Source organism: Streptomyces sp. G7(2002) (genome assembly GCF_028870195.1).
GTDB lineage: Bacteria > Actinomycetota > Actinomycetes > Streptomycetales > Streptomycetaceae > Streptomyces > Streptomyces nigrescens.
Genome location: NZ_CP102609.1, coordinates 666,371 through 691,037, shown reverse-complemented (window position 1 = coordinate 691,037; position 24,667 = coordinate 666,371). Strand labels below are relative to the sequence as shown.

Here is a 24,667-nt window from a genome sequence, read left to right as displayed (position 1 = left end):
GTCGGTCGGGTACCGCCGGGCGGCACGGCAGGCCGATGCCTGACGCCCTGTCTGCCTGGCCGGTCCCCGGTCATGATGGCGAACCTTGCCGGCCTGGGTCACGACGGCGATCTCGCCGGCCTGGCGATCGCCACCCTGCTCCAACAACTCGGCCGGTCGGCGGAGTTCACCGCACACCCGGAGAAGGCCACCTAGGGGGAGACCCTCTGGCGGCGAAGCCCCCGTCACAACCGGGTGATGATCAAAGCGATGTCGTCGCGGGCGCCGCCGGTGAGGCCGAGGTGGGCGAGCAGGGCGTCGGCCAGGCGTTCCGGGCTCAGGGCCCGGAAGCTGCTGAGGGCGTCGGTCAGCCGGGAGAGTCCGGCGTCGATGTCCTCATCGCGGCGTTCGATCAGCCCATCGGTGTACAGCACGAGGGTGTCCCCGGGGCTGTAGGCCAGGCCGGCCTGGGGCCGGGGAACGTGCTGGGGACGGGCGCCCAGCGGCGGGTCGGTGGCCTGGTCCAGCAGCTCATGGCTGCCGTCTGCATGCACCAGGACCGGGGGCGGATGCCCCGCGTTGCTGTAGATGATCAGGCGGCTGCGGGGATCCACCAGCGCTTTGACGGCGGTGGTGTTCAGTGCGCCCTCGACCGATCGGGCGTACAGACCCAGCACCTCCAGCGCCTGGGCGGGCCGCTCCAGGGCGCGAATCGCGGCGCTCAGGGCGCTGCGCAGCATGCCCATGGCCGCGGCGGCCTCCAGGCCGTGGCCGACGACGTCGCCGACCGCCACCGCGAAGCGGCCGTCGGGCAGGTCGACCATGTCGTACCAGTCGCCGCACACGTTCAGCGATCCGGCGGCCGGCAGATAGCGCACCGCGACTTCCCGGTGCCGGGCCAGATCCGGTGACTGGAGCATGGCCTCCTGCAGGGTGACGGCCACCTGGCGCTCACGGGTGTGGGCCTGGCGCAGCTCCTCGTTCAGCCGCTGCAGCTCACGCGCCCTGGCATACAGCTCGGCCTCCAGGGCCTCGCGCTCGGTGAGCTGCCCGGTCGGCGGCCGGTCGCGTCCGGTGCGGGCCTGGACGAATGCGGTCACGTCCTCGACCCGGTGAATGATCCAGGCCACCGCCCCGTCCGGCCCGGGGATCGGCGTGTTGACCGGGGACCACCAGCGCTCCTCGAACGCCCCGGGACGGCCCACGAGGGGGATGTCGTACTTCTGCAGGGCCATCGTGTCGGGCTCACGCGAGGTCAGGACGCGGTGCAGCGAGGCGTTCAGGTTCCGTACGCCGTCGGCCTCGGGGTCGGCGGGGTTGTCCGGGAAGGCATCGAAGATATGCCGTCCGAGCAGGTCATTTCTGGTGCGCCTGGTCGCGTCCAGGTAGGCCTGGTTGACTTCCACGATCACCAGGTCCGGCCCCAGCACCAGGTAGGGGCTCGGCGTGGCGGCGAACAGCGCCGCGTAGTCGATCCCTGACATCGCCGCCGCCTCCCTACCCTTCTCCGTGCCGCCGGCTCCGCCTCCTCACGCTACGGTCCGCCCGCCGCACCCGCCCGCCCACGACCGGAGGAGCCCGAGCCCCCTCCGGCGGACCTCCTCCACCATTCGGCTGCACAGACGCTGCCTGACCGGCTCTCTCCTGTCGCGCACCGCGCCCTTTGCGAGTGGAGTGGTAGAGGCACCGCCGCAGACAGTGGACGCGCCGGCGGTGGGCAGGCGCCCTTCAGCACACGCATGACGCCCCACTCGATCAAGGAGCTGCAGCATGCCGGCAGGTTCGGACAAGAAGCGTGAGCGGCAGTACGAGCACATCAAGGAGAACGCGCTGGAGCACGGCGTCTCGGAGAAGCGCGCCAAGGAGATCGCCGCGCGCACGGTGAACAAGGAACGTGCCCGCTCCGGGGAAGCGAAGTCCGCGGGCAAGGCCTCGCTCCGCGACTCCAAATCCGCCTCTCAGCGCGGCGGCGAGCGCTCCCACAGTGGTCCGCAGGGCCCCACGAAGGACCAGCTGTACGAGGAGGCCAAGCGGAAGAACATCGACGGCCGCTCCCACATGAACAAGGAAGAGCTCCGCAAAGCTCTCGGCCGCTAGGGGAGGGGCATTTGGCAGCCGGCTGCCTGCGCCGGCCGTCCGGTGTCATGGCTACGGCCTTTCCTGTCCTGGCCTGGCCGTAGAGAGGGGTGCCGGCGGCGACAGGTGTGGCGCATAGTGCGCCCTTGTCCGCCGGCCGACGCTTGCGGACACTGACGGGCATGACGCTCCCCACCCCGTCCCAGGAGGGCTCCTGGGACGCCGCGGACTCCGCCGAGGTCGTTGTCATCTCTTTTCCCAAGTGCGGTCGCACCTGGCTCCGCGTCATGATGGCGAAGGCCATCTCGGCCGGCTGGGGGTTGCCGATGGAGGTCTGCGCGGACCTGCAGCTCACCGCGTTCTGCGAGGTCGAACCGGCCATCCCGCGGATCATCTTCTGGCACGACGACCGGGTCGCCTGGCGCTCCCCGAACGAGCTCTCCAGCGACAAGAGCTGGTACCGCGGCCGCAAGGTGGTCTTCCTCACCAGGGACTTGCGGGACACCATGGTCTCGCACTACTTCCAGCGCACCCGTCGGCCAGGTAACCCGTATCGAGGGGAGCTGGGCGAATTTCTGGCCGCCGAGGAGGGCAGCCTCCGCACCTGCGTCGCCTTCTGGAACATCTGGTACGCCAGCCGCGGCATACCCGACGGCTTCCTGCTGACGTCCTACGAGCGGCTGGCCGCCGACACCACCGGAGAGCTGGCCCGGGTCCTGGAGTTCTGCGGTGTGCCGTCTCCGGGCCCCGGGACGCTACGGGAAGCGGTGGAGTTCGGCGGTTTTGACCGGATGCGCGCCATGGAGGTCGCTGACGTCTTCCACTCGGAAAAGCTCCGCCCCGGACGCCTGGACGACGTCGAGTCGTACAAGACCAGACGGGGGATCGTCGGCGGCTACCGTGACTACCTGACGCCCCAACAGATCGCTTATGCCGGCGCCCAGATCGAGGGCCGACTGGTCCCGGACTGGCAACCACTCGCGTTGGCCGCCGACATGGTCGGCTAGAGCCTGTCGCAAAGTGAGGTCAGGAGCCCGGGGTGCCATGAGGTCTCCGGTGTGCAGGTGCTTCTTGGCCGATGAACCCTCTACCGGAGACCTCACTTACTGCACGATCACGACACGCCCGTCACACCGGACTTCGAGACAGACCCTGGGTACCTGGTGCCGAGGCGTGACCGATGGGCATCAGAGTGGGTTGAGGCGGGCCTTGAGCAGGCAGAACTCATTGCCTTCGGGGTCGGTCAGGACATGCCACTGCTCCTCCCCTGTCTGGCCGATGTCGGCCGGGCGCGCACCAAGCTTCAGAAGGCGTTCGAGCTCGGCGTCCTGATCGCGGTCGGTGGCGTTGACATCGATGTGCAGCCGGGACTTCCCCTTCTCCGGCTCATCCCTGTAACTGAGGATGATCGTCGGCTGTGGACCACCGAACCCTTCGCGCGGCCCGATCTCCAGCGTGCCGTCGTGCTCACGATCGAGCACGACGAAGTCCAGGACCTCGCACCAGAACCTCGCCAGCGCCTCAGGGTCGCGGCAACCGAGTACGAGCTCACTGATACGACATGCCATAACGAAACCTGCTCTCGGTCCGGGAACTGCCTGGGGGGCCACACACGAACCTCACAGGCCCAGCAGTGAAAACAATCCCGCGACCGTACCGGACGAGGTGAGCATGGGCGATTGATTTCTGGCCCGGCTCTGTCCGGGCGGCGGGGTGGCCGGGCAAGGCCGTTGGCCATGTAGTGGGGAAGCTGACTCCGAGGCGCGACGTAGACCGTCTCTCTACGCCATGCCGCAAACTCAGGGTTGGCCGGCTGGCTCGCCATGACCCTGCCACGGTCGGGCGAGCGTGGTCAGCGCTACCGCAGAGAAGGGAACGAAGCCCAGCACTACGACGGCCGTCGACAGGGCGGTGGTGCTCCCCAGGACGCCGGGTAGAGGTGCGGCCGCGGCGCCCAGCGCGAACTGGGCGCCACCGAGCATGCCGGAGGCGGCTCCGGGGGCATCGCTGCCGACCGCGAGGACGAGGGTGGTCGAGGCGGGCGGCAGCAATCCGAAGCAATCCTCCCATCGCGGTGAGTACGGCCCGCAGGCCGCCGGTCCGGCGTCGTTCGGCGGGGAGCTTGTGTTGTCAGAGAACGAGGGCACAAGGCCGCCCACCGCACGCACGCCCGGTTCACGCGGCAAACGCCAGACGCCAGGCGCCAGGCGGCGGTCGGCGGGCAGTGGACGGCAGCCCAAAAAGTCCTTTGACTCTCGTGAAGCGTGGCCTAAAGTGCCGACCGCGCCAGGCCCTTGAGGGTGCGGCGTTCGCCCGGCAGGGGCTGTGGACCAGGGAAGGAGCGTGGCGCCGTGAAGTGGTGGATCTAGCCGTCCGCCCGGAAGGTCCGGGAGCCCGGGCGGCGGGTTCCGGAAGGAACGAGATGTCCCGTACGGACAAGACGAAGCCACTGTGGGTGCGTCACGCGGAGCACAACCCCCGGCCGGTCCACGATCACCGCTACGGTGCCTGCGATCTGCCGCCGCACCCGACGCAGGAGGACGCGGACACCCGCTGCCGGTGGGAAGACCCCGGCATGCAGCTGCTCGGTCGCACCTGCTGTGCGGGGTGCAATGACCGCTCCTGCGTGAAGGAGTGGCAGGAGATGGTCAGGGCCGGCAACCGCAAGGAGCGCTACGCGGGCCGGCGCGAGGCACGCCGTTTCGCCGCCGGAGAGATCAGCGACTGATTCCCGACGACGCCGTACCGCTGCCCAGTGAGGCGCAGACTGCGGCGCAGGTCCAGGTCCAGCAGCGGGCCACCCCTGTATCGGGGGGTGGCCCCACTGGTCTGGACGACCGCCCCTGGGCGAAGGGCTACCCACCGGCGATGGACCCGGGCTTGGCGGACAGATCAGAAACCGGGGAAGGGCTCGTCCGGGATCGGTACGCCGAGGAAGGGGGCCAGGCGCTCGTAGCCCTGTCCGCCGACGATGTCGAGCACCAGCAAGTCGTCGTCCCGGCCCGCGAAATGACGCCGCACCTGCTCGATGTGCCGGCGGTGGACCCGGGCGAAGCGCGCCGCGTTGAATTCATGGCATCCGTAGACGGCCGCCCGCAGGAAGCGCTGGACCCGGACATAGACCGAGCCGGGGGCCGCCTTGCTGGTGACGGGCCGTTCCCAGTGGTACGCACAGGAGCGCAGCCAGCTCTGCTCCTCGCGGACCGTGAGGATGAACTTGGCGCCGGGCCAGGCGAGATCGAGTTCTTCGTAGTAGGGCGCGACGGTGATGTCGGTGATCCCGTCGCGCTCCGCGAGCAGCGGGAAGCGCGCCGTGCCGTCCACCAGGGCCTGGTAGGTACCCGGGTCGCAGGGGTAGTGGGCCACGTCGAAGCCCAGGGTGCGCAGTGCGGTGGTGAGGGAGCGGGTGCCGGTACGGGACAGTCCGAGGCCGAAGACCTTCGGGCGGGTGGGGCGGTCCTCAGCCATTGAGGTGCCTCCAGGTCATCGTGTGCTTGACCATCGCGGTCAGCCCGTCGTACAGATCCGTCCGGGGGCGGTAGCCGAATTCCCGTGCGGCCAGGGCGATATCGGCTCCGGTGTGCCGGGCCTCGCCGGGGCCGCCCGGCCGCGCATGGAGGATGACCGGCCCGATCAGCTGCTCGACCGTGGTGACCGCCTGCTTCATCGAGACCGGCCGGCCGCCGCCGAGGTTGGCCACACCGGTGAAGCCGGCACAGGCAGCGGCGCGCATGGCGGTGACGACGTCGCCCACGTAGGTGAAGTCCCGGGTCTGCTCGCCGTCTCCGTACAGCGGGAAGGGCCCGCCGGTCAGCGCGGCGTCGATGAGGCGGGCGAAGGCCATGTCGGGGCGCTGCCGGGGGCCGTAGACGGTGAACAGCCGCAGCGAGACGGTGGGCAGTCCGTGCGCGGTGCGGTACAGCTCGCACACGTGCTCAGCCGCCAGCTTGGTGACGCCGTACGGCGAGACGGGCCGGGGACAGACCGTCTCGGGGGTGGGGAAGACCGGCGCGTCACCGTATACGGAGGAGCTGGAGGCGTAGAGGAATTTGCGCAGGGGGCGCCTCCGGGCGGCCTCGACGAGGGTCTGGGTGGCCAGCAGATTGCGGTCGGCGTAGCGGGCGAAATCCGTGCCCCAGGAGGGGCGGACGCCGGGCTGGCCGGCAAGGTGGTAGACGACTTCTGCCCCGTCGAGGAGGGTGCCGAGGTCCGCATCGAGCAGGTCGGCCCGGTGGTGGGTGAAGGCGGGGTGCGGTGCCAGTAGGCGCAGGTTGCGCGCCTTGAGAGCCGGGTCGTAGGAGTCGGTCAGCGCGTCGATGCCGACGACGGTGTCACCGGAGGCCAGCAGATGTGCGCACAGATGGGAGCCGATGAACCCGGCGGCGCCGGTCACCACCGCCCGCATCAGCGGCTCTCCGGCCCGGCGGCCGCCGGGACAGCGGGCAGCACCCGGTCCGCGCGGGCCCGCCAGGTGTAGCGCTCGGTCAGCTGCCGCCGTGCCTCGTTTCCCAGGGCCGTACGGAGGGCGGTGTCCTCGGCGAGCTGTGTGACGGCCTGCGCCCAGTCCGCGACGGAGCCGGGCGGACGGAGGAGGCAGTTGACCCCGTCGGTGAGGACTTCCCGGAGGACGGGCAGGTCCGAGGCGATGACGGCCTTGCCGTACGCCATGTACTCGAAGAGCTTCATCGGTGACACCCAGCGGCTGATCTCGCCGACGCCTCCGGCGCAGTACGCCCGCCGCTGGTAGGGCGCGAGAACGATGTCGAAAGCCCGGTAGAAGGGGGCCAGTTCGGCCGGCGGACGATGACCGTGGAAGTACACATGGGGCTGGCGGCAGCGGCTCTGCCAGTGTGTGCGGTCCGCCGTCGTGCCGCCGACCAGATGGAAATCGGCGTCGGGGAGCTGCTCCGCCAGGCCGAGGATGACGTCCGTGCCCCGCCCGGGGTAGAGATGGCCGACGTAGCCGATCCGTAAGGCCTGTTCCCGGCCGGGTAAGGGGGCCACCGGGCCGTCGAGCGGCACCGGATCGGCGCAGTCGTGGGCGGCGACCAGGTCGACGGTGTTCAGGGCGGTGAGCTCCGGGAAGGCCGCGCGGTAGTCGTCGGCGAGTGCCTGGGAAACGCACACCACCCGGCGCAGGTTGGGCCTGCGGAACAGTGACCGCTCCACCGCCCGGATGCTGCGGCTGGGCCACAGCAGATGTGTCTCGTACACCAGCGGTGCCAGACCCGAGCAGGCCAGCAGGGCGAAGGGGTCGCGTCCGTAGAGCAGGTCGGGCACGCCACGGCGGCGGAGATCGGCCCGGATCTGCCGGGCCCGGATCCATTTGCCCGCCCCCGGCACCGCCGGCTGCCCGTGGGGGCGTACCTCGAAGCGGTTGCGGGTGCCGTAGTAGGCGTGGATGTCGTCGGCGGGGGTGGTGCCCGGCAGGGCGTGGAGGACGACCTCGTGGCCGGCGTCGGTGAAGGCGTCGCACATCCGCATGACGTGCACACCGTTTGCGTAGACGGAGGGGATGCTGCCGCTGTGCAGATAGGCGATCCGCATGGGTGAAGGGGCCTCCGGGCGTCGTGGTGACGGGCGCCCATGCTTCCCATCGCCACCTCCGGTCACAACCGGGCCGGGCGAGCGGCCGGTGGCACGGCGGGGCGCATGGCGGCGCACACCCGATCGGCCCGGCGGAGATATCAGCCAGATCGGGGAACCACTGGTGTCACATGCTTCCCGCGCGGCCCGGGCGTCCGGTGCTCCGCGGCGCACTGATCCACTGCTGGCCTTCGGCGGAGCGTGTTCCACGGGTGACGGCGCACGCGAGCCGGCAGGCGTCCGGTTTCCGTACGGCAGTGCGGTGGGCGTGTGGTCTGCCGGTCAGGTGCCCCGTACGTTCGATGCGGGCGTCAGCTGACGCTCCTTGAGGTGTGCGACCCGAGAGGGAAGGACGGACATGGAGCACGAGGACATCGAGCAGGTCACCGAGGAGCTCCCCGACTACGCACTCATGATCGACCTTCCGGACCAGGACTGATCCAGATCGGCTGCCTGCTACCCGCCGCGCCTGTCCCCGAGCCCAGAGGTCCGGACCTCGGGGGTTCTGATGCCCAGAGGTGGAGTGTGAACTCGGTGGAGGTGAACCGGTGCTGCGGGTAGCCCCCGATGCGCAGGCGGCCCGCCGCGACGAGGAGGCCGTACGGCGGGTGGCAGAAGGCGTGTTGGCGGCCGCCGGGGTCCGGGCGGCCGCGGCGGCGGGCCCCGCGCTCGTGGCCGCCGCCTTCGCCGTGCAGACCGCGAACCTGCCGAACGTGACCGCAGGCACGGACACCGCGACGGGAGAGCCCCTGGGGCCCGTCGGGCCGGCACCGCACCTTGCCCGCTCCGTGGAGCGTGCGCTGGCCGCGCGGCCCCGCGGCGCCGACCTCAGGGGCGGGTCGCGGCTGGTCGGCTGGGAGCGGGCCGAGCGTGCCGTCCTGGACGACAGCCGGGACCGGCTCGCCGCCGCCTGGCCGGAGATGCTCACCGAACTACGTATCTGCGTGGCACAGGTGGCACTGCTGGAGGGCCGGGCGATCGACGGCTTCACCGACTTCGCCACCCATGGCGCCGTCTACGTCAACCGCGCCCGACTGGGCGCGAGTCCCCGCGGTCTGCCCGGACCGGTCCGGTTCGCCGAGGCACTGGTACACGAGGGCACCCACACACGCTGCAACGCCGCCCAGTTGAGCAGTCCGTTCCTCACCTCCGCCGCCGACGGCGTGGACCCCGTACGGACCCCGCTGCGGGCCGATCCGCGCCCACTGGCGGGCCTCTTCCAGCAGGCGGTGGTCCTGACCCGCTGCACGGAGCTCTACCGGCGCCTGCTGGACGCGGAACACACCACCGCCACCCCTGCTCTGGCCGCCCGCCGGGACCGGTTGTCGAGCGATGCGCGGCAAGCCATCGGCACCCTGCGGCAGCACGGGGAGTCCCTCACCGCGCACGGACTCGCCGTCCTGGGGGAGTGCGACGCCCTGCTGCGCCCGACCGCCGTCTGATCCACCGTCCCCGGGAGTCCGTCTGTGCCGCCCGCCGCTGCCCGCGCCCTGCCGACCGCCTGGTCCCCGCAGGTCTTCGCACCGTTCCCCGGTGAATCCCAGCTGCTGTTCGGCCGGGTCGCCGCCCGCAGTCCGCTGTTCGACGCCACCGCGAGCGCCGGCGGGCAGCGGGTGCTGATCGGCAGCGCGGCGGGCACCCGGGCGGCCGACGTCGCGGTGCGGGCCCGAGGCGAGCTGCTGGAGCGGATGGGCAATGTCCTGGCCGGGCGCGCGGCGGAGGCATCCCCTGCGCTCGTCGCCAGCCACGCCGAACTACGGCGCAGGCGGGCGCCCGCGCTCGATCCGGCACCCTGGGCGGGGACCGAGGCCCGCGCCGCACACCAGCTCTGGATCACCGGGCGATCCCTGCTCTCCGATACGGAGATCCTGGTGCCGGCCGCGCTGGCCTTCCTGCAGCACCGCCCACCCGCCGGCTGCACCGCCCCGGCACGCGCCGGCTCCACCGGTCTGGCGGCCCACCGGCAGCGGTCCGCGGCCGTCGAGCACGCGGCCTGGGAGATCCTGGAACGCGACCTGCTGCGCCGCAGCTGGCAGGCACCCGCGGAACATGCGCCCGCCGCCACCGGAGTGCTGGACGAACTTCCCCCGCCCGTGCACCGCGTGTGCGAGCGACTCGGCGTGCACGCCACCGCGCTGACCCTGTCCGCGCCGGGCGCCCGCGCCGTCGCCGTCTGCCTCCACACCTCCGCCGGCCGCGAGCAGACCTTCGGCGCGCGCTGCGGCCCGGCGGCCGAGCGCGCGGACCTCCTGGCACGGGCCGCGCAGGAGGCGCTGCTGGTGCGCTGGAGCATGAGCACCCCGGCGGCCCAACGTGCCCATGAGCGGCTGGTGTCGACGGGTGCGCCGGCATCCGCGGTCGCGCACGCGCTGTGGACCTACCACGGCCATCAGGACGCACTGGCGCGCTGGCTGCAGTACGGCCCCACCCCCCTGCCGGCACCGCGGAACGCACCCGTGGATCCCGTGAACCCCGTCGGCCTGCTCGCCCAGCACACCGGCGAGGACATCGTCTGCGTCGACACGTCCCCCGCCGCACTCCGCGAGGAGCACCTGGCCTTCGTCCGTCTGATCGCCCCCGGCGCCCGGCCGCTGCCCTCCGTGGCCGCCCCCGGCACGCCGCCGCACCCCTTCGGCTGAACCCCTTCCAGAGGAGCACGATGACGACGGTTCCCCGTTATGCGGGCGACTTCGCCGACCGCTACGACGACTGGTTCACCCCGTCTACCGGCAGCACCAAGGAGACCGTGGACCTGCTGGCACGGCTGGCCCGGAGCGCGCCGCCCGGCCCCTTGCTCGAACTCGGCATCGGCACGGGCCGGGTGGCCCTGCCGCTGGCCGGGCGCGGGCACCAGGTCCACGGCATCGACGCCGCCCCGACCATGGTCGACCAGCTTCGCGCCAAGCCCGGCGGCGACGAACTCACCATCAGCTTCGGTGACTTCTCCGAGGTGGACCACGACGGCGAGTTCGCCATGGTCTATGTCGCCAATGGCACCTTCTTCGAACTGCCCACCCAGCAGGCCCAGTTGCGCTGCTTCGCGAGGGCGGCCCAGCGCCTGCTGCCCGGGGGGCTGTTCGTCCTGGACGGCCACCTCCCCGAGGTGCTGGCGGCCCACAGCGGCGGCGGCGCCCAGTCCGTGGCGAGTGCGAACGGTGATCCGATGCTGCGCACCCGTCGTCTCCAGCCCGCCTCCCAGCGCTACACCTCCGACTACCTGGTGCTCGACGAGGGCATCTTCCGGCACGTCCAGGTGGTCTTCCGTTACGCGGCCCCGGGCGAGCTCGACCTGATGGCGGCGGCCGCCGGCCTGCGGCTGCGCGAGCGGTTCGGCGGGTGGTCCGGTGCCCCCTTCGACGACAGCAGCCGCTGGCACATCAGCGTCTACGAGCTGCCGGCATGACCGCGCCGAGCGGGTCGCGTGACCCACAGCCGAGCGGGTCGCGTGACCCACAGACGTACCTCAGGAAGAACCATGAGATGTGGCAGCGGTGGACGCCGCTGAAGGCCGCATCCGCCCAATACGATCTCGCGGGGTTCCGGACCGGCGGCTCCCGGATGCGTGCGCTGGAACGCGCCGAGGTCGGCGAGGTACGCGGCCGCTCGCTGCTGCACCTGCAGTGTCACGTCGGGCTGGACACCCTCTCCTGGGCGCGGCTGGGGGCGCAGGTGACCGGTGTGGACTTCTGCGCCGAGGGCGTGGCCACCGCCCGCTCCCTGGCCGCCGACGTCGCCCCGTCGGCCGTCTTCGTGGAGGCGGACGTCCTCGACCTCCCGTCCCGGCTCGACGGTACCTTCGACATCGTCTACACCTCGCACGGGGTGCTCGGCTGGCTGCCGGACCTGTACCGCTGGGCCGAGGTCGCCGCGCACTTCACCGCGTCGGGCGGCTTCGTCTACGTCTTCGAGTCGCATCCGGCGGCCTGGATGCTCGACAACAAGGCCGACCGTCCCGAACTGCGGCTCCGCTACTCGTACTTCGGCGAGGAGGAACCGCTGGCCTTCGAATACCGCAGTCCGACCGCGGTACCCGAGGCGGAGCTGCCCGGCTGGGAGTACGCCTGGGGCCATTCGCTCGGCGAGGTCGTCAGCGCACTGGCGGCCGCCGGCCTGCGAGTGGAGTTCCTGCACGAGTGGCCGTTCGTGGCCTGGCGATTGGTGCCCTTCATGACCCAGGGGCAGGACGGCTGGTGGCGGCTCCCGGAGGGCCTGCCGTCGATGCCGCTGTCCTTCTCGCTGCGCGCGAGCAAGCCGTCCGACTGAGGGAGCGGATGTGTCACTGGCGACCCTGCACGCGTCAACGGTCGGCGAGCTGCGCCTGCGCCAGGTGCTCGACGGCCATCTGGTCGTGGTCCGCGGCGGGTTGCACCAGCTCGTCCCCGGCAGCACCTTCCACCGCGCGGCGCTCGCCTCCGTCACCTCCGCCGTCTCACCGCAAGCGGCCGGCCGGCTCGCGGAACGGGGCCTGGAGCATCTGCACCATGTCGCCGGCGCCGAACAGGTCCGGGCGGTCCGCGACGAGCTGGACCGCCGGCTGCGCCCGGCCGCCCAACGGCTGCTGCTCCGCTTCGCCGCAGCGCTGCCGCCGCAAGGACGCCGGCTGTATGTGAGCGACCACCTGGGCGTGCGGATCATGCCGCCGCACGCCGCCGTCCGCGGCAGGGAGGAGGAACTGCGCCCCTACACCGGCTTCCTGCTCCCGAACGAGGCGCACACGGACTCCTGGTTCAACACCGCCGTCAACTCGGTCAACCTCTGGATGGCCGTCAGCCGGGTGCGCCAGGACAACGGTCTGACCTTCTGGCCGCAGGCGTACCGGCGCCCCCTGCGGCACGACGGTGTGCGCCTGCTGCCGGACCAGCCGGTCGGCGACCCGGTGGAGGTCGAGCTGGAACCGGGCGACCTGCTGGTCTTCGCCGGCGACCACCTGCACGCCACCCGCCCGAACACCGGCCCGGAGACCCGCTGGGTGATCACCAAACGCCTCTGCGTCGGCCCACCCCGCTACCACCCACGCGCCACCGGCTGGACCCCCTACCTCGACCCCCGCCTCCTCGACACCCCCCTGCAACCCCTGGCCTCCCTACGATCGGCCCTCACACTCGGCCGCATCCGCCAACTCGCCCGCGAATACCACCAGTTATGGTCCCGCTTACGTCACTGACCTCCCCCGCCAGCCGACCGGGCCGCTGCGGGGCCCGCCTGGGGAGCCGCCTGCGGATCCGCCTGGGGAGCCGCCCCTCGGCGCAGGCTTCACCGCTGCCGGTGAGGGCCTCCGCAGCAGTCCTGCACCACAGTGGCGTCTCCGCGGCGCACCAGAAGCGACGGTCGGTTACCGTTCCCCATGCCTTTCGCTGTGATTGCTCTCCTTGTCGGATTCGCCGGTGCTCTCCTCACCTGGCCGGCCACCCGGACCCGCCACACCTCCCAGCGGGTCCTGCTGGGCCTGGTGTGGCTATGGGCCGCCGGAGTCGTCAGCCTCACCTTCGGCACGCCCTCGGGCGGGGGCCGACCCGTCAACATCGCCCTGCTCGACGTGAGCAACCCCGCCGACCTCATCGATTTCCTGGTGAACATGGCGCTGTTCCTCCCGGGCGGAATCCTGTTCGCCGCGCTCGGCTGCCGCTGGTTCACGGCAGGGCTCTTCGGATTCCTCGGCTCCCTCGCAATCGAGACGGCCCAGCACCTCGTCCGATGGGGGCGTACCGCCGACATCAATGACCTGCTCTCCAACACCGCCGGCTGCCTGGCCGGCTTCGTAGGCGCAGCGCTCGTCCTCAGCATCCTGGGGAGGCCGACGCCCCCTGGCGGGCAGCATCCCCGCATCGGGAGCCAGTCGCAGGCATCGGCGCCGCTGAGTGGGTCCGGGGCCGGTCGCCGCTAGAACGTGTCATCGGGGGGGAGGGGGCAGGGCTTCCAGCACGCTGTCAGGCCACTTCGCGAAAGCCGATGGACGTGCGCAACTATGAAAGCTAGCTTTCCCATCATGGCGGATGATCTGGATGTGAACGCGGTGGGTTCGGCGCTGCAGGTGAGCCTCGGTCTGTTCGTGCGACGGCTTCGCCAGCCGCTTCCGGGCGAGCTCACGCTTCCCGAGGTGTCGGTCCTGTCGCGCCTGGAGCGGGCCGAGTCGACGACGAGCGAGCTGGCCCGCGCCGAGCAGATCACGCCGCAGGCGATGGGGATGACGCTCGCCGGGCTGGAAGAGCGCGGGTTGGTGCGGCGCCGCCCCGATCCCGCTGACGGCCGGCGGGTGGTCATGTCGGTCACCGAGGACGGGCAGCGGGAGCTGCGGAACCGGCGTAGTGCCCGTGCCGAGCAGCTGGCGGAGGCGCTCGCCGCGGGCGGGTTCACCCGCGCCGAGCTGGAGACCCTGAGGGCGGCAGCGCCGCTGATCGAACGGCTGGGCGAGAACCTGTGACGCCGGCGGCCGTACCGCCCGGCACCACCCGCACCACGAACGCGTTCTCGTGGCGGTTCGTGACGCCGCTGTTCACGGGATCGGCGATCAACGCGATCAATACCTCGCTGATCGCGACCGCGCTGGTGCCGATCGCGGCCGCCGTCCACGTCTCGGTGGGGCGGACCGCGGTGCTGGTCTCGGCGCTCTACCTGGCCTGCGCGATTGCCCAGCCGATGGGCGGGAAGCTGGCGGAGGAGTTCGGTCCGCGCCGGGTGTTCCTGGCCGGCATCCTGATCGTCCTGGCGGGCGGGACCGTGGGTGGCCTGGGCCAGGATCTGACCGCCCTGGTCGTGGCCCGGGTGCTGATCGGGGTGGGCAGCTCCGCCGTCTACCCCTCCGCGATGCTGCTCATCCGCCGCCGGGCGGAGGCGACCGGGCTGGACGCACCGCCCGGCGGCGTACTCGGGGGCCTGATGATCGCCGGTGCGGCCACGTCCGCCCTCGGCCTTCCGATGGGCGGCATGCTGGTCGATGCCTGGGGATGGCGGACCACGTTCTTCATCAACCTCCCCTTCGCCCTACTGGCCCTCGCCATGGCCTACTTCTGGATTCCCTCCGACCCGCCGGCCGTGGGATCGAGAACACTTCGGGAGCTCGCGGCGCGCCTCGACGTGGCGGGCATCGTCGGCTTCGCCGGGGCCATCGCCGCTCTGTTGGTGTTCCTGAGGGGACTTCCGCACCCCGACTGGCTCGTTCTCGTCCTGGCCGCCGCCATCGGTGCCGGGCTCGTGTGGTGGGAGCTACGGACGAGCCGTCCGTTCTTCGACGTACGCCTGCTGGGCAAGAATCCGGCGCTCACCCGCACCTACCTGCGCTTCGCCGTGGCATCGCTGTGCGTCTACACCGTCCTCTACGGGCTCACCCAGTGGCTCCAGGCCGGCCGGAACATGTCCTCCGAGGCGGCCGGCCTGCTTCTGCTGCCCATGAGCGCGCTCTCCGCCCTGCTCGCCCGGCCGATCTCGCAACGGAACCTGGTCCGCATGCCGCTGATCGTCGCGGCGGTCTCCTGTCTGGCTGCCTCGGCCGGGGTGCTCGCGCTCACCGCGAGCACACCGACCGTCTGGATCGTGGTCATCACCCTGGTCTTCGGGATCACCCTGGGCACCACCATCAGCGCCAATCAGACGGCCCTGTACACCCAGGCCGGCTCCGGTGAGATCGGTACCGCTGCGGGGCTGTTCCGGACGTTCGGCTTCCTCGGCTCCATCGCCTCGTCCGCCCTGATCTCCGTCGTGTTCCACACCCAGGTCAGCGACCACCGCCTGCACCTGATCGCCCTGATCATGGTCATCGTCAGCGTCCTGGGCCTGATCCTCGTGATCACCGACCGCACGGTCATGACCCGCGCCCGGGCGTGACGCGCTGGCCCGCAGGCCGGGCCTCCTCCACCTCAGCTGGTTCGTCATCGTCATCGTCATCGTCATCGTCCAGTGCGGCAGGCGTGCTTCGCGGCTCGGGGCTTCCACTCGCGCCCGTTGGACCAGAGTTAGACGAGAGGGTGCCGGTGGACGGGCGGCAGACCGGGCAGCAGTCCGGGCCAGACGACGTCCAGGACGTGGGCGCTGGGTGTGAACAGTGCGGCGGCAAGAGTCGGAAGGTCGGCGACGTCGTGCCACTCCCAGCGGTGGATGAGATCCGGCTCCCGTACGGCCGGTTTGCCGCAGAAGTCGACGATGCGCACCGCGGCGGTCACCCGCGGCATGCCGTGAACGGCGTCCATCAGGATCGCCAGCAGCCGCGCATCGGCCGCCTTGGCCCGCAGGCCGGTCTCCTCTTCGAGCTCGCGCACGGCGGCCTCGACGAATGATTCACCGCCGTCGTTCTTGCCGCCGGGCAGCTCCCATGTCCCCCGCAGCGACCTGCCAAGTAGCACCCGGCCCGCTTCGTCGGTCACCACGACGCCCGCACCGGTCAAGGCGTGCGGGGACGGGCGTCCCTTGCCGCGGTAGGCCACCGGGCCCGGGGCGGGGTCGCGCAGCACGAGGAACGCCAGCCCTTCCGCGTCACGTCGTTCGACCGTGTGCCAGCCGGCGGACAGCAGGGTGATCTCTTCCTCGTCGAGTGCGATGGCGCGGCGGTCGGCCGGCACCCCCGCCACGACCGGGGTGATCACCACGACCGCGCCGCCGGGGCGCAGCCGTTCGCGCAGTCGGTGCATGACGCGGGTGCGGTCGCCGATGAAGGCATAGCTCAGCCGGAAGGCGATCAGGTCGTACGAGGAGCGCAGGCCGTCGAGGGGATCCCGTTCGATGTCGCACTGCACGAACCGCACCGTGCCGGATGCCGGCGGCGTCTGCTCGGCGATGCTGAGGGCCGAGGCGGCGAAGTCGACGGCATCGACGGTGTAGCCGGTGGCCGCGAGGTGGCGGGCGAGTTCGCCCAGGCCGCAGCCCACGTCCAGGGCATGGCCGCCACCGGGCGGTGCGGGAACCAGTTCACGGAGAAAGGTGAGTTCGGCGTCGCCGAGCGGACGGAAGGTACGGCCTTCGCCATAGTGGGTGTCCCATGCTTCCTGTGCTTCCTGTGCTTCCCGCGTGACGTTTCCCATCGCGATACTGCCTTTCAGCGTCTTGAGCGAGCCGGACATGCGGTACGGCGTCCAGCGGAAGCTTGCCCCTCGTACCTTGACGGCAACGTCCGGACCGTGACTTCCCACAACGTGCCCTGGCCGGGGCGGGGTTACCTGCCCCTACAGTGTCCGCATGATGGCTGAGACACAGGCGGAGAACTCCCCGCAGATGCTGCTGCAGACGTGGACCGACGACCTGCCGTATCAGCTGCTGGTCCTGGAGAAGGTGCACCTTCCAGAGGACTTCTCCTTCGACTACTGCCCCAAGTCGCTGGCCGCGCTGGAGACTTGCCTGCTGGAGCACGACGGATCCGTCCAGGAGAGCGAGAAGCGGCCGGAGTTCGAGGAGAGCGCGAAGCAGAGGGAGTTCGTGGAGAGTGCGATGGCCTACCTCGGCGAAGTGCTGCTCGGTGTCGCGGGCGGTGCCTGGGGGTGGCACGCCCGGCCGGTCGGCGATCTCCCGGGGCAGCCTGTGGTCTGCCCGGACCCGGATCTCGGACTGTCGCCCGTCGCACCGATGCTGCTGATCTCGTACGCCCTCCGGGTCCGCACGGGGACCGCGTTCGCCGAGGAGACAGAGCGGCTGCGACAGGCCGTGACGGCGCGGCAGCAGGAGATACCGGGGTGGCAGCCGGTCAAGGAGCACACGCCGCATGTGGACCCCAGGCTGCCGCTGCCGGAGGATCCGGTGCTGACGGCGTGGCTGGCCGCACGCAAGGAGGCGCTGTCCGGCTGGGTCGAGGACGCGTTCGCCGGAGCGTGGCGGTGGAATTTCCACCCCGACACGCTGGACTGGCTGGAAGTCGTCGTGAAGCAGCGGTTCGCCACGGTGGAGGAATTCGACGCGGCGCGGGACGAGCCGTTCGTGCAGGGCGCCTGCTGGTATCTGGGGGAGGTGATCCGGCGCAACAAGGGGGCGGTGTGGCAGTACATCCCGTTCGATCCTGACGCCGAGCCCTGGGCCCTGGGCTCGCGGGAGAACGTGTGGACCGAGGTGCCGTTCGTGGACCAGCCGGACAAGCGGGTCGGGGGCGCGGCGATTCCGCTGGGGTGCTTGCGTGAGCTGCTCCTCGATGAGGAGGTGCACGGGGAGCGGCAGGGGGGCGGCCTGCGGGACGAGCTGTTCTGGTTCAGGGCGTCCTCGTACGCACACGTGGGGGCGCTCCTGACGCGGATGGGCATGGTGTCCCGGGAGAAGGCCGAGAGCGTGCTCGCGGGGTGTGCCGGGTTCGCGCACCATGAGCTGCCACCCCATGAAGTGCCCGGCGCGCTGGAGGAGTTCGGCGTGGCGATCTCGGCCCACGCGGACGGTGTCGGTGATCTGGAGGGGAGTTACACGAGGATTCTGGACGATGCCGCGGCACTCACCGATGGCGCGGTCACCATCACCGACGTCAGGCTGTACGGGGGTGAGTACGGCGAAACCCTGGAGTTCGCCCGCAACGGTGTCCTGGTGACCCAGGATACCGAGCACCGGTCGCACAAGTACCTCGACCATCTGGCGATCATGGAATTCATCGACCATGTCGATCCCGATCCCGGCGACGACGCACGCCGGTTCTACCAGGTCCAGTTCGTCTACCTCAGGGAGGCCAGCTACGACAGCTACTACGTTTTCGCCACACCGGAACAGGCAACCGTGCTGGAGAAGGAACTCGGCCTGGATCTGCGCTGACCGGGGCATGCGACCGCACCGCTTGTGGTGGAAGACGCCCTCCGGGGCTGGCACGATGAACGCCCATGAATGATCCAGCAGCCCCAACAGCCCTGGCTCTTGGCCTGGTTACCCGCCACTTCCCGCACGCACTGGGCGCGACACTCGGCGGTTCGGCCGCCCAAGGCCGGGCAACTCCGACCAGTGATCTGGACGTGGCCGTCCTGCTTCCGGACTCGGACACCAGCCGCCGCGAGGTGGTACGCCACGACGGCCGCTTGGCCGAGCTGTTCCTGCACACCCTCGCGGACCTTCCCGGCGTCTTCGCACGGGACCGAGCGCGTCGCCGGGGCACCGTGCTCTTCCTCTATGACCAGGGCGTGCCCCTGATGGATCCACACGGCCAGGTGTCCCGAGCACGCGCACAGGCCCGAGCGGTACTCGCGGCCGGCCCGCCACCGCTCACCCCGGCGGAGTGGGAACGAGGCCGCTACTACCTCACCTGCTTCATGGACGACCTGATCGACACTCAGCCGGCCGACCGCTACGAACAGCTCGCCCTCGCCGACTCGACCCTGGGCGAGTCCGCGCACCTGCTCACCGCCCACCACGGCGCATGGACAGGCATCGGCAAATGGCTGCCCCGCAGACTGCTCAGCGCGGATCCGGAACGAGGCAGGGCCCTGCTGGACGGCCATCGAGCCGTGGCCGAACATGGCGACCCTGCGCCCTTGGCAGCCGCGGCGGAGCAGGTGCTCGACCTGCGCGGCGGCCCGCTGCGCGAGGGGTACACACAACCCTGGGGTGGGTGACCAGCGGCGTCGGCTGAATGCGTAACTCGATCACTACTCTCCGCAGTTTCGAACCTGCTCGAATTCTGTGTACTGCTGTGCGACAAGTGCTTGAATCGACTCTGACGCCGGGCGGTGCCCGGGGGCTGAGGGGGCATTCCGTGACCGGGAAGGCTCCCCTCCCACGTCGGCAACACCGTTGATGCAAGGGGGAGAAGAACATGCAGCGCAACATCATGCGGACGTTGACCGCGGCCGCGTTGAGCACGGTGGGACTGATCGGGATCGGCACGGCCACCGCGGACGCCACCACAGCCACTCCGGCCGTGACGACCGCAACGGCAGATGACTCCGCGACGACCGCAACGGCAGATGACTCCGCGGCACCGGCCGAGGTGGGCATCAATGCGGCCAAGTTCTATTTCTTCAAGGACGACAACCGGCACGGCGGCTATGCCTACGTCACGGGCTCCGACCGCGACCTGAGGAACAACCGCTGGCTGAGCGGACCGCACAAGGGCCGCACGATCAACAACGGCACCAGCTCGGTCAACAACACCACGTCCCACTTCGTGGTGCTCAGCGACCACGCCGGCAGCTGCGTCGGACCGCACTACTACTCCAATGCACACAGCTCCGACAACGACCTGTCGAACAACGGCTTCGACAACAAGGCCAGCTGTGTGACGTTCCGGTAGCAGCGCAGTGCGGTGGGGCGTCCGTGAGAGCGGCCGCCCCACCACGCCGCAGTGCGTAGTGAGGTCACCATGCCATTCCGTCATATCGCCGCCGTCCTGGCTCTGCTGGCCCTGGTCACCGGATGTTCGTCCGGGGTAGTGCCCTCCCCGCCGCGCCACGCTTCGCGGCCCCCCGCAGTGCCGCCCGCCTCCGAGGAAGTACGCCGCCTGGTCCTGCCGTTCGACGCCTATGCGCTCTCCGGCCCCGATGTCCACACCATCGAATCGGCCGAAGACGTCCTGATCCGCGACTGCATGCGCACCAAGGGGAAGGCCTGGAGGGCGCTTCCTCAACCGAGCACCGTCGACCCGGACCCGCCGCAACGACGCCGTTACGGGGTCATCGAACCGGACGTCGCCCGCCGGTTCGGATACCACCTGCCGCCGGCCCCGCCGGAGACGGCTCGGCGGGACGAGATCTGGCGGGCCAGGGAGAAGATGCCACGCGCCGCGCAGCTCGCCGCATACGGGAAGGACGGCGTCGGCGGGTGCTGGAAGAAGGCGCACGTCCACCTGCTGCGAGGCGTCCCGAAGGGCAGCACGGCGCAGTTCAACCGACGTATCCGAGATGAGTTCACGGCATCTCAGCAGCATCGTGCGGTGCGGTCCGCCGTCCGTTCCTGGAGTGCCTGTATGAAGGGGAACGGGTATCGCTATCCGGACCCGTTGGCCGCCGCCGGCGATGACCGCTGGGCGAAGTCCCCCCGGCCTTCCCGCCAGGAGATCGCGGCGGCGGAGGCGGACGTGCGGTGCAAACAAGAAACCCGGCTCGTGTCTGTCTGGGGCAAGGCGGAGACGCGGATCCAACACGATGTGGTGCGCAGCCACGCCGCGGAATTCCGGAAGCTCGCCACCCAGAAATCCAGCTGGCTCAAGGCCGCCCGCCGGGTCATCCGCGGTGGCGCCTGAGGCGTACCACCAAGGGCCGGCTCCGCGGCCCGCGCGCCCGGTACACCTCGTCTCACGCTTCTTGCTGTTCCCGACGCCGGGGCGCGTGCAGGCTCCCAACGGCCCAGTGTCAGTGGTCGCTGCCATGATGCCCGGCAAGGAAACCAAAGCACGGGAGCAGAGCATGGTGGAGCAGGCCGTACGGCCCATAGTCGAGGCGCTCGTCGCGAACGCCCCGAGCGGCTGGACACACGCAGTACTGCACTGCCGGGCAGGGCGGGGCGGTACGTCCGCGACCGGCGGCTACACCCCGCCGAGGGACCGCTGGAACACGGGCGTGCCCAACCCCTACCGCGAACTCATGGCCCTGGCGGAGACACTGCGCAAGGACCGCGGCTGGGAACCCGTCAGCCTCGAATTCCGATGCCGGCCGTCGGGCGAGTACCGGTTCGTCGCCTTCCACGACGCCATCACCCGGGTGACCGGAATGGGCAGCGGCTTCCAGGTGGTCCTGGACCCCGACTACCGGTTGTCCCAGCCCGGGCTGGGACAGGAGCTCGGCACCGCCGCACCGGCAGGCGACCCCGAGACGGCCGTGGCCCGCTTCCGCGCCTACCTCGAACGGCGCGCCGCGATCCTGGGACACCGCGACGAACTGCCCCCGCCCGCCACCGCCGCCGCCCTCGACGAAGCCGAACGCCGTCTCGGCCGCCGCCTGCCCGCCGACCTGCGGGCGCTCTACACGATCGCCGACGGCGACGGCATCGACTACGAGAACCGCTACCTGTTCCAGGGCAACGCCTGGCTGTCGCTGAAGAGCCTCGTCGCCGAGCACACCGATTGGAGCGCGGGCGAACGACCCTGGTACGGCTGGGACCTGGAATGGGACGCCGTCGTCTTCGACACCACCCCCGCAGATACCGTCCGCCGCTGCGGAGCCCACCCCGGCTGGTTGCGCTTCGCCACCAGCGAGGACGGCAACTTCCTGGCCATCGACACGGACCCGGCCCGCAACGGTCGCCCCGGCCAGCTCATCCGCACCGGCCGCGACTACGACGAGGGACCCGCCTACCTCGCCGACTCGGTCACCGCACTCCTCGGCCACTACCTGGAACTTCTGGACCAGGGCGCATACGAGAGACACGGCGACCACCTCTCCCTGCTCGAACCCGCCGGTGACCCCGCCCCCCGGCAGATCATCGGCGAGATCCCCGACGAGGTTCCGCCCACCCTCCAGGCAATCCACATCAACAACGCCTCCGCCCTCGTCGACCTCGCCCCGCTCACCGCCGCCCCCCACCTCCGCCGGCTGCACCTCAACCGCTCCACCACCGCCGATCTGACGCCGGTGCGCGAACTGCCCGTCGAATCCCTGCGCATCACCCTCGACGACGGCAATCTGACCCCGCTCGCAGGCCACCCCCACCTCACCTCCCTCGACCTGACCACCACCGTCCCGACCGACCTCGCCCCCCTGCGCACCATCCCCCACCTGCGCGGTCTCGACCTCTCCCGAGCGGACGCCCCCGATCCGACCGTCCTCGCCGACCTGACGGAGCTCCGCTACCTAGCCCTCACCGGACGCCAGTGGACCACCCTGCTGGACAAGGGCGAAGTGCCGCCCTCCCTGACTGCCGCCCGCCTCGCCGACGAGGACGCCACCCTCGACGACGCCCTCGCCTGGGCAGCCCGCCTCGGCCTCCCCACCGAGAACGCGTTCCGCGCCACCGGCAGCTTCAAGTCCGCCAGCGGGTGAACGACGCGGCCCCGCTATCGACGCCGACGCCGCCGGTCGTCGTTGGCGGGGCAGGCGTGGGGGCAGGCGTGGGGAGGGCTGATGAGAAGGCGGCGGCACAGCGACGGTCAGAACTGCCTCGTCTTGCGTGGCCCCGCGTGGAGCGCGGTCGGTCGTTGTGGATCTCCGCATCGCGGCACCGTACGGGCGGGTCGCTGTGACCTGCGCGCATACGGCGCGCTGCGGGCCGTATGCCAGCTCACGGAACGTGTCCGTCATCGACACCTTCGTGCACCGTCAGCGACGGGCGGGGGATTCCTCAGCGGTCTCGGATCCCTGAGGAGCCGCTGCGGCCCGCTCTCGCGGCGGCCGTCCACCAGCCCCTATCTGTCAGCATCCGCGGGCGCGCCCCCTTACACGCCGTGCCCGGCCGCCCTCCGGATCCGCGCAGCGCGGCGCGCATCCTTTCCCCCGGCCACTGAGGGCCGAACCCGGCGCGGTGTCGGTTCACCCGACCAGCCCTCCTTCGATGGCCCAGCCGAGTGTCCCGGTGTTCCATGAGCAACGGATGGAACCGGACCCACGGCGCTGGAGGCGGCGGCTTGTTCCCTGCCGTCCAGCCCCCCACCAGTATCAGGGAGAGGCCCATGTACGAGATGCGCGCCGGCCCCTCAACGACCGGCAGCTCAGGACAGGTGTGGCACGTCATGGCCAAGCACGACGCCCGTGCGACCTTGTGCGGCCGCAAGCTGGCTTCCCACGGCCCCAGGCCGTCGGACCAGGAGGATGACCCCACCGCACGCTATTGCTCGCCGTGCATGACCGCTTTCCGCGAGGTTCTGGACATCAACGGGGCCCCGGCCCACGAACACAAGCCGGCCTGATCGTCCTGTCCGAGCACGAGCCCGAGCCCGGGGGAGCGCCTATCGCGCCACCCCGGGCTCGGAGGTCAGGCACCGACAGCTTTACTTCGCTGTGGACGGCTCGGCGGCCGGAGAACTCGGTCCGCTGGGGTCGTAGCCCTCAGCGCCTGGATAAATGTCGCGGTATATGGTGCGGGAGACGGTCTCTATCGTTTTGATCCCGTAATCCCACCCTTCCTTTGCGGGGTGCCCTTCGGGGACTCTGTTGTTCTCGGTGAGTATGGCCAGCCCTGAGTCGTAGCCGTTTTCGGTGAGGACGGCCATGCTGTTCACTTTCCAGTCACCCCTGTCGAAGGATTCGACGTCAGCGTTCTGGCTGCGCTGCATCCAGCCGTTCTTCACCTGGATCACGGAGTCGAGTGGGGCGCCTGCTGTCGCTCCCCAGCGCTGGGTGCTCTGGACGTGGTTCATGAGTCCGAGGGCGTAAGCGCGAGCCTTGCTCCCGAGGACCGCGTCATCGTCGCCGGAGAAGAGACGCAAGAGCTTGGCCTGGTCGTCTGCGGTGACTTGGGTCAGGCCCCAGGAGCCTTCCTGGTCGAGGACGGTGTGATCCATACCGGCCTTGTCAAGGAATTCCTGGATCTTGACAGGGTTCGGCTTTGCAGGATCCGTCAGATCGGACAATTGCTTCCACAAGGTGGTGGCGGAGGCGTTGTCCGATTCGGTGATCATCTTGCGGGCGAGAGCGTCTTCTGCCTCGGTGAGGGTGCCGCCCTTCTCGTACAGCAGGGCCGCGAGAATTATCGTCTTCGCCACGCTGGCCGAGTCGTACTTCTTGGCGGCGTCAGAGGTGCACCTGGTTTTGGTCGGGCGGTCGTAGAAGGAGAGCGATGCCATGCTCTTCCGGCTTGCCAGTGCCCCGGCTATGTCGTCCGACAGCTTCTTCGCCAGCTCTCGGTCTTTGGACGTGCAGTGCACCGTCGAGGTGACTGCCTCGCCTCGTTGCGGTGCTGCGGCGGACGGTGTGGCCGCTGCGACAGGTCCGGCAACCACTCCGGCTCCTATGGCCGCCGCGGTAACGGTGGAAACCCATCTCATGTCTGATCACTTCCTTTGTGGGGGGATGAACAATCGGCGCAGGCGCAGGCGCAGGCGCAGGACGTGTGGGGGGAGTGTTGTCGAAGAGATCCCAACTGCCGGTGGTGGACGGGGAGTTCTGGGTAGCGTCTGTGTAGCGTGTGTCTGTCCAAGGTCGGAATCGCCGCGGCCGGCGCCGTCCTTCCGGACCGCGTCCCCTGTGCGTGAAGAGAGACCCGGCTTCCTCCG

25 protein-coding genes are annotated in these 24,667 nt (G+C 70.4%); 17 read left to right on the top strand and 8 right to left on the bottom strand.

Features of this window, described 5'->3' with window-relative positions; translation table 11 throughout:
• Window positions 1–224 precede the first annotated feature (224 nt).
• Complete coding sequence (locus NUT86_RS03060; protein ID WP_159491453.1) at window positions 225–1,463, bottom strand: PP2C family protein-serine/threonine phosphatase; 1,239 nt, start codon at window positions 1,461–1,463, stop codon at window positions 225–227.
• Window positions 1,464–1,749: 286 nt separating this feature from the next.
• Between NUT86_RS03060 and NUT86_RS03055 the strand changes: the two genes are divergently transcribed.
• Both NUT86_RS03055 and NUT86_RS03050 read left to right on the top strand, forming a co-directional pair.
• Complete coding sequence (locus tag NUT86_RS03055) at window positions 1,750–2,076, top strand: plasmid stabilization protein (protein ID WP_093645982.1); 327 nt, start codon at window positions 1,750–1,752, stop codon at window positions 2,074–2,076.
• A gap of 161 nt (window positions 2,077–2,237) precedes the next feature.
• Complete coding sequence (locus tag NUT86_RS03050) at window positions 2,238–3,062, top strand: sulfotransferase domain-containing protein (protein WP_159491455.1); 825 nt, start codon at window positions 2,238–2,240, stop codon at window positions 3,060–3,062.
• 180 nt (window positions 3,063–3,242) lie between these two features.
• On the opposite strand, the gene NUT86_RS03045 is transcribed toward NUT86_RS03050, so the two are convergent.
• Window positions 3,243–3,623 carry a VOC family protein gene (locus NUT86_RS03045; protein ID WP_148588216.1) on the bottom strand — a complete coding sequence of 127 codons (381 nt, stop codon included), beginning with the start codon at window positions 3,621–3,623 and terminating at the stop codon, window positions 3,243–3,245.
• A gap of 231 nt (window positions 3,624–3,854) precedes the next feature.
• Window positions 3,855–4,202, bottom strand: coding sequence for a hypothetical protein (locus NUT86_RS03040; protein ID WP_274733211.1), 348 nt, complete (start codon window positions 4,200–4,202; stop codon window positions 3,855–3,857).
• 275 nt (window positions 4,203–4,477) lie between these two features.
• Between NUT86_RS03040 and NUT86_RS03035 the strand changes: the two genes are divergently transcribed.
• Window positions 4,478–4,783, top strand: coding sequence for a hypothetical protein (locus NUT86_RS03035; RefSeq protein WP_274733210.1), 306 nt, complete (start codon window positions 4,478–4,480; stop codon window positions 4,781–4,783).
• A gap of 164 nt (window positions 4,784–4,947) precedes the next feature.
• Here the strand turns inward: NUT86_RS03035 and NUT86_RS03030 are convergent, their stop codons facing one another.
• Genes NUT86_RS03030 through NUT86_RS03020 form a run of 3 tightly spaced genes read right to left on the bottom strand, consistent with a single transcriptional unit; the run spans window position 4,948 to window position 7,602 of the window.
• Entirely contained in the window at window positions 4,948–5,523 is a 576-nt protein-coding gene (locus NUT86_RS03030) for a sulfotransferase family protein (RefSeq protein ID WP_159491459.1), read from the bottom strand.
• The gene (locus tag NUT86_RS03025) at window positions 5,516–6,460 is read right to left on the bottom strand and encodes an NAD-dependent epimerase/dehydratase family protein (RefSeq protein ID WP_159491461.1); all 945 of its coding nucleotides are present in this window, start codon (window positions 6,458–6,460) and stop codon (window positions 5,516–5,518) included. The genes NUT86_RS03030 and NUT86_RS03025 overlap by 8 nt, the downstream gene beginning before the upstream one ends.
• Complete coding sequence (locus NUT86_RS03020; RefSeq protein WP_266436975.1) at window positions 6,460–7,602, bottom strand: glycosyltransferase family 4 protein; 1,143 nt, start codon at window positions 7,600–7,602, stop codon at window positions 6,460–6,462. The genes NUT86_RS03025 and NUT86_RS03020 overlap by 1 nt, the downstream gene beginning before the upstream one ends.
• Window positions 7,603–8,189: 587 nt before the next feature.
• On the opposite strand from NUT86_RS03020, the gene NUT86_RS03015 reads away from it, so the two are divergent.
• The 8 genes from NUT86_RS03015 to NUT86_RS02980 all read left to right on the top strand — a co-directional run bounded on the left by NUT86_RS03015 (window position 8,190) and on the right by NUT86_RS02980 (window position 15,462).
• Entirely contained in the window at window positions 8,190–9,083 is an 894-nt protein-coding gene (locus NUT86_RS03015; RefSeq protein ID WP_274733206.1) for an aKG-HExxH-type peptide beta-hydroxylase, read from the top strand.
• Window positions 9,084–9,107: 24 nt separating this feature from the next.
• Window positions 9,108–10,280 (top strand): YcaO-like family protein, encoded by a 1,173-nt coding sequence (locus NUT86_RS03010; protein ID WP_274733205.1) that lies wholly within the window; start codon window positions 9,108–9,110, stop codon window positions 10,278–10,280.
• Window positions 10,281–10,300: 20 nt separating this feature from the next.
• Window positions 10,301–11,044, top strand: coding sequence for a class I SAM-dependent DNA methyltransferase (locus NUT86_RS03005; RefSeq protein WP_159491468.1), 744 nt, complete (start codon window positions 10,301–10,303; stop codon window positions 11,042–11,044).
• A gap of 77 nt (window positions 11,045–11,121) precedes the next feature.
• The gene (locus tag NUT86_RS03000; protein ID WP_274733203.1) at window positions 11,122–11,904 is read left to right on the top strand and encodes a class I SAM-dependent methyltransferase; all 783 of its coding nucleotides are present in this window, start codon (window positions 11,122–11,124) and stop codon (window positions 11,902–11,904) included.
• Window positions 11,905–11,914: 10 nt separating this feature from the next.
• Window positions 11,915–12,805 (top strand): phytanoyl-CoA dioxygenase family protein, encoded by an 891-nt coding sequence (locus NUT86_RS02995; protein ID WP_274733201.1) that lies wholly within the window; start codon window positions 11,915–11,917, stop codon window positions 12,803–12,805.
• 180 nt (window positions 12,806–12,985) lie between these two features.
• Window positions 12,986–13,525 carry a VanZ family protein gene (locus tag NUT86_RS02990; protein WP_274733199.1) on the top strand — a complete coding sequence of 180 codons (540 nt, stop codon included), beginning with the start codon at window positions 12,986–12,988 and terminating at the stop codon, window positions 13,523–13,525.
• Window positions 13,526–13,627: 102 nt separating this feature from the next.
• Window positions 13,628–14,062 (top strand): MarR family winged helix-turn-helix transcriptional regulator, encoded by a 435-nt coding sequence (locus NUT86_RS02985; protein ID WP_148591755.1) that lies wholly within the window; start codon window positions 13,628–13,630, stop codon window positions 14,060–14,062.
• Window positions 14,059–15,462, top strand: a complete 1,404-nt coding sequence (locus NUT86_RS02980; RefSeq protein WP_274733196.1) for an MFS transporter — start codon at window positions 14,059–14,061, stop codon at window positions 15,460–15,462. Before NUT86_RS02985 ends, NUT86_RS02980 begins: the two co-directional genes overlap by 4 nt.
• Window positions 15,463–15,590: 128 nt before the next feature.
• Here NUT86_RS02980 and NUT86_RS02975 read toward each other — a convergent pair whose 3' ends face one another.
• Window positions 15,591–16,691, bottom strand: coding sequence for a bifunctional class I SAM-dependent methyltransferase/NUDIX hydrolase (locus tag NUT86_RS02975; RefSeq protein ID WP_274733194.1), 1,101 nt, complete (start codon window positions 16,689–16,691; stop codon window positions 15,591–15,593).
• A 115-nt stretch (window positions 16,692–16,806) separates the two neighbouring features.
• Here NUT86_RS02975 and NUT86_RS02970 point away from each other — a divergent pair, with 115 nt between their 5' ends.
• The 6 genes from NUT86_RS02970 to NUT86_RS02945 all read left to right on the top strand — a co-directional run bounded on the left by NUT86_RS02970 (window position 16,807) and on the right by NUT86_RS02945 (window position 23,362).
• Entirely contained in the window at window positions 16,807–18,348 is a 1,542-nt protein-coding gene (locus tag NUT86_RS02970) for a hypothetical protein (RefSeq protein ID WP_274733192.1), read from the top strand.
• 65 nt (window positions 18,349–18,413) lie between these two features.
• Window positions 18,414–19,139, top strand: coding sequence for a nucleotidyltransferase domain-containing protein (locus tag NUT86_RS02965; protein ID WP_274733191.1), 726 nt, complete (start codon window positions 18,414–18,416; stop codon window positions 19,137–19,139).
• A gap of 200 nt (window positions 19,140–19,339) precedes the next feature.
• Entirely contained in the window at window positions 19,340–19,816 is a 477-nt protein-coding gene (locus tag NUT86_RS02960) for a hypothetical protein (RefSeq protein WP_274733189.1), read from the top strand.
• A 69-nt stretch (window positions 19,817–19,885) separates the two neighbouring features.
• Window positions 19,886–20,764 (top strand): hypothetical protein, encoded by an 879-nt coding sequence (locus NUT86_RS02955; RefSeq protein ID WP_274733188.1) that lies wholly within the window; start codon window positions 19,886–19,888, stop codon window positions 20,762–20,764.
• Between the two features lie 127 nt (window positions 20,765–20,891).
• Window positions 20,892–22,499 (top strand): SMI1/KNR4 family protein, encoded by a 1,608-nt coding sequence (locus tag NUT86_RS02950; RefSeq protein WP_274733187.1) that lies wholly within the window; start codon window positions 20,892–20,894, stop codon window positions 22,497–22,499.
• A 626-nt stretch (window positions 22,500–23,125) separates the two neighbouring features.
• A complete protein-coding gene (locus NUT86_RS02945) occupies window positions 23,126–23,362 on the top strand; it encodes a hypothetical protein (RefSeq protein WP_093646956.1) in 237 nt (78 codons plus the stop codon).
• An 81-nt stretch (window positions 23,363–23,443) separates the two neighbouring features.
• Here NUT86_RS02945 and NUT86_RS02940 read toward each other — a convergent pair whose 3' ends face one another.
• A complete protein-coding gene (locus tag NUT86_RS02940; RefSeq protein ID WP_274733185.1) occupies window positions 23,444–24,439 on the bottom strand; it encodes a serine hydrolase in 996 nt (331 codons plus the stop codon).
• Window positions 24,440–24,667: the final 228 nt, after the last annotated feature.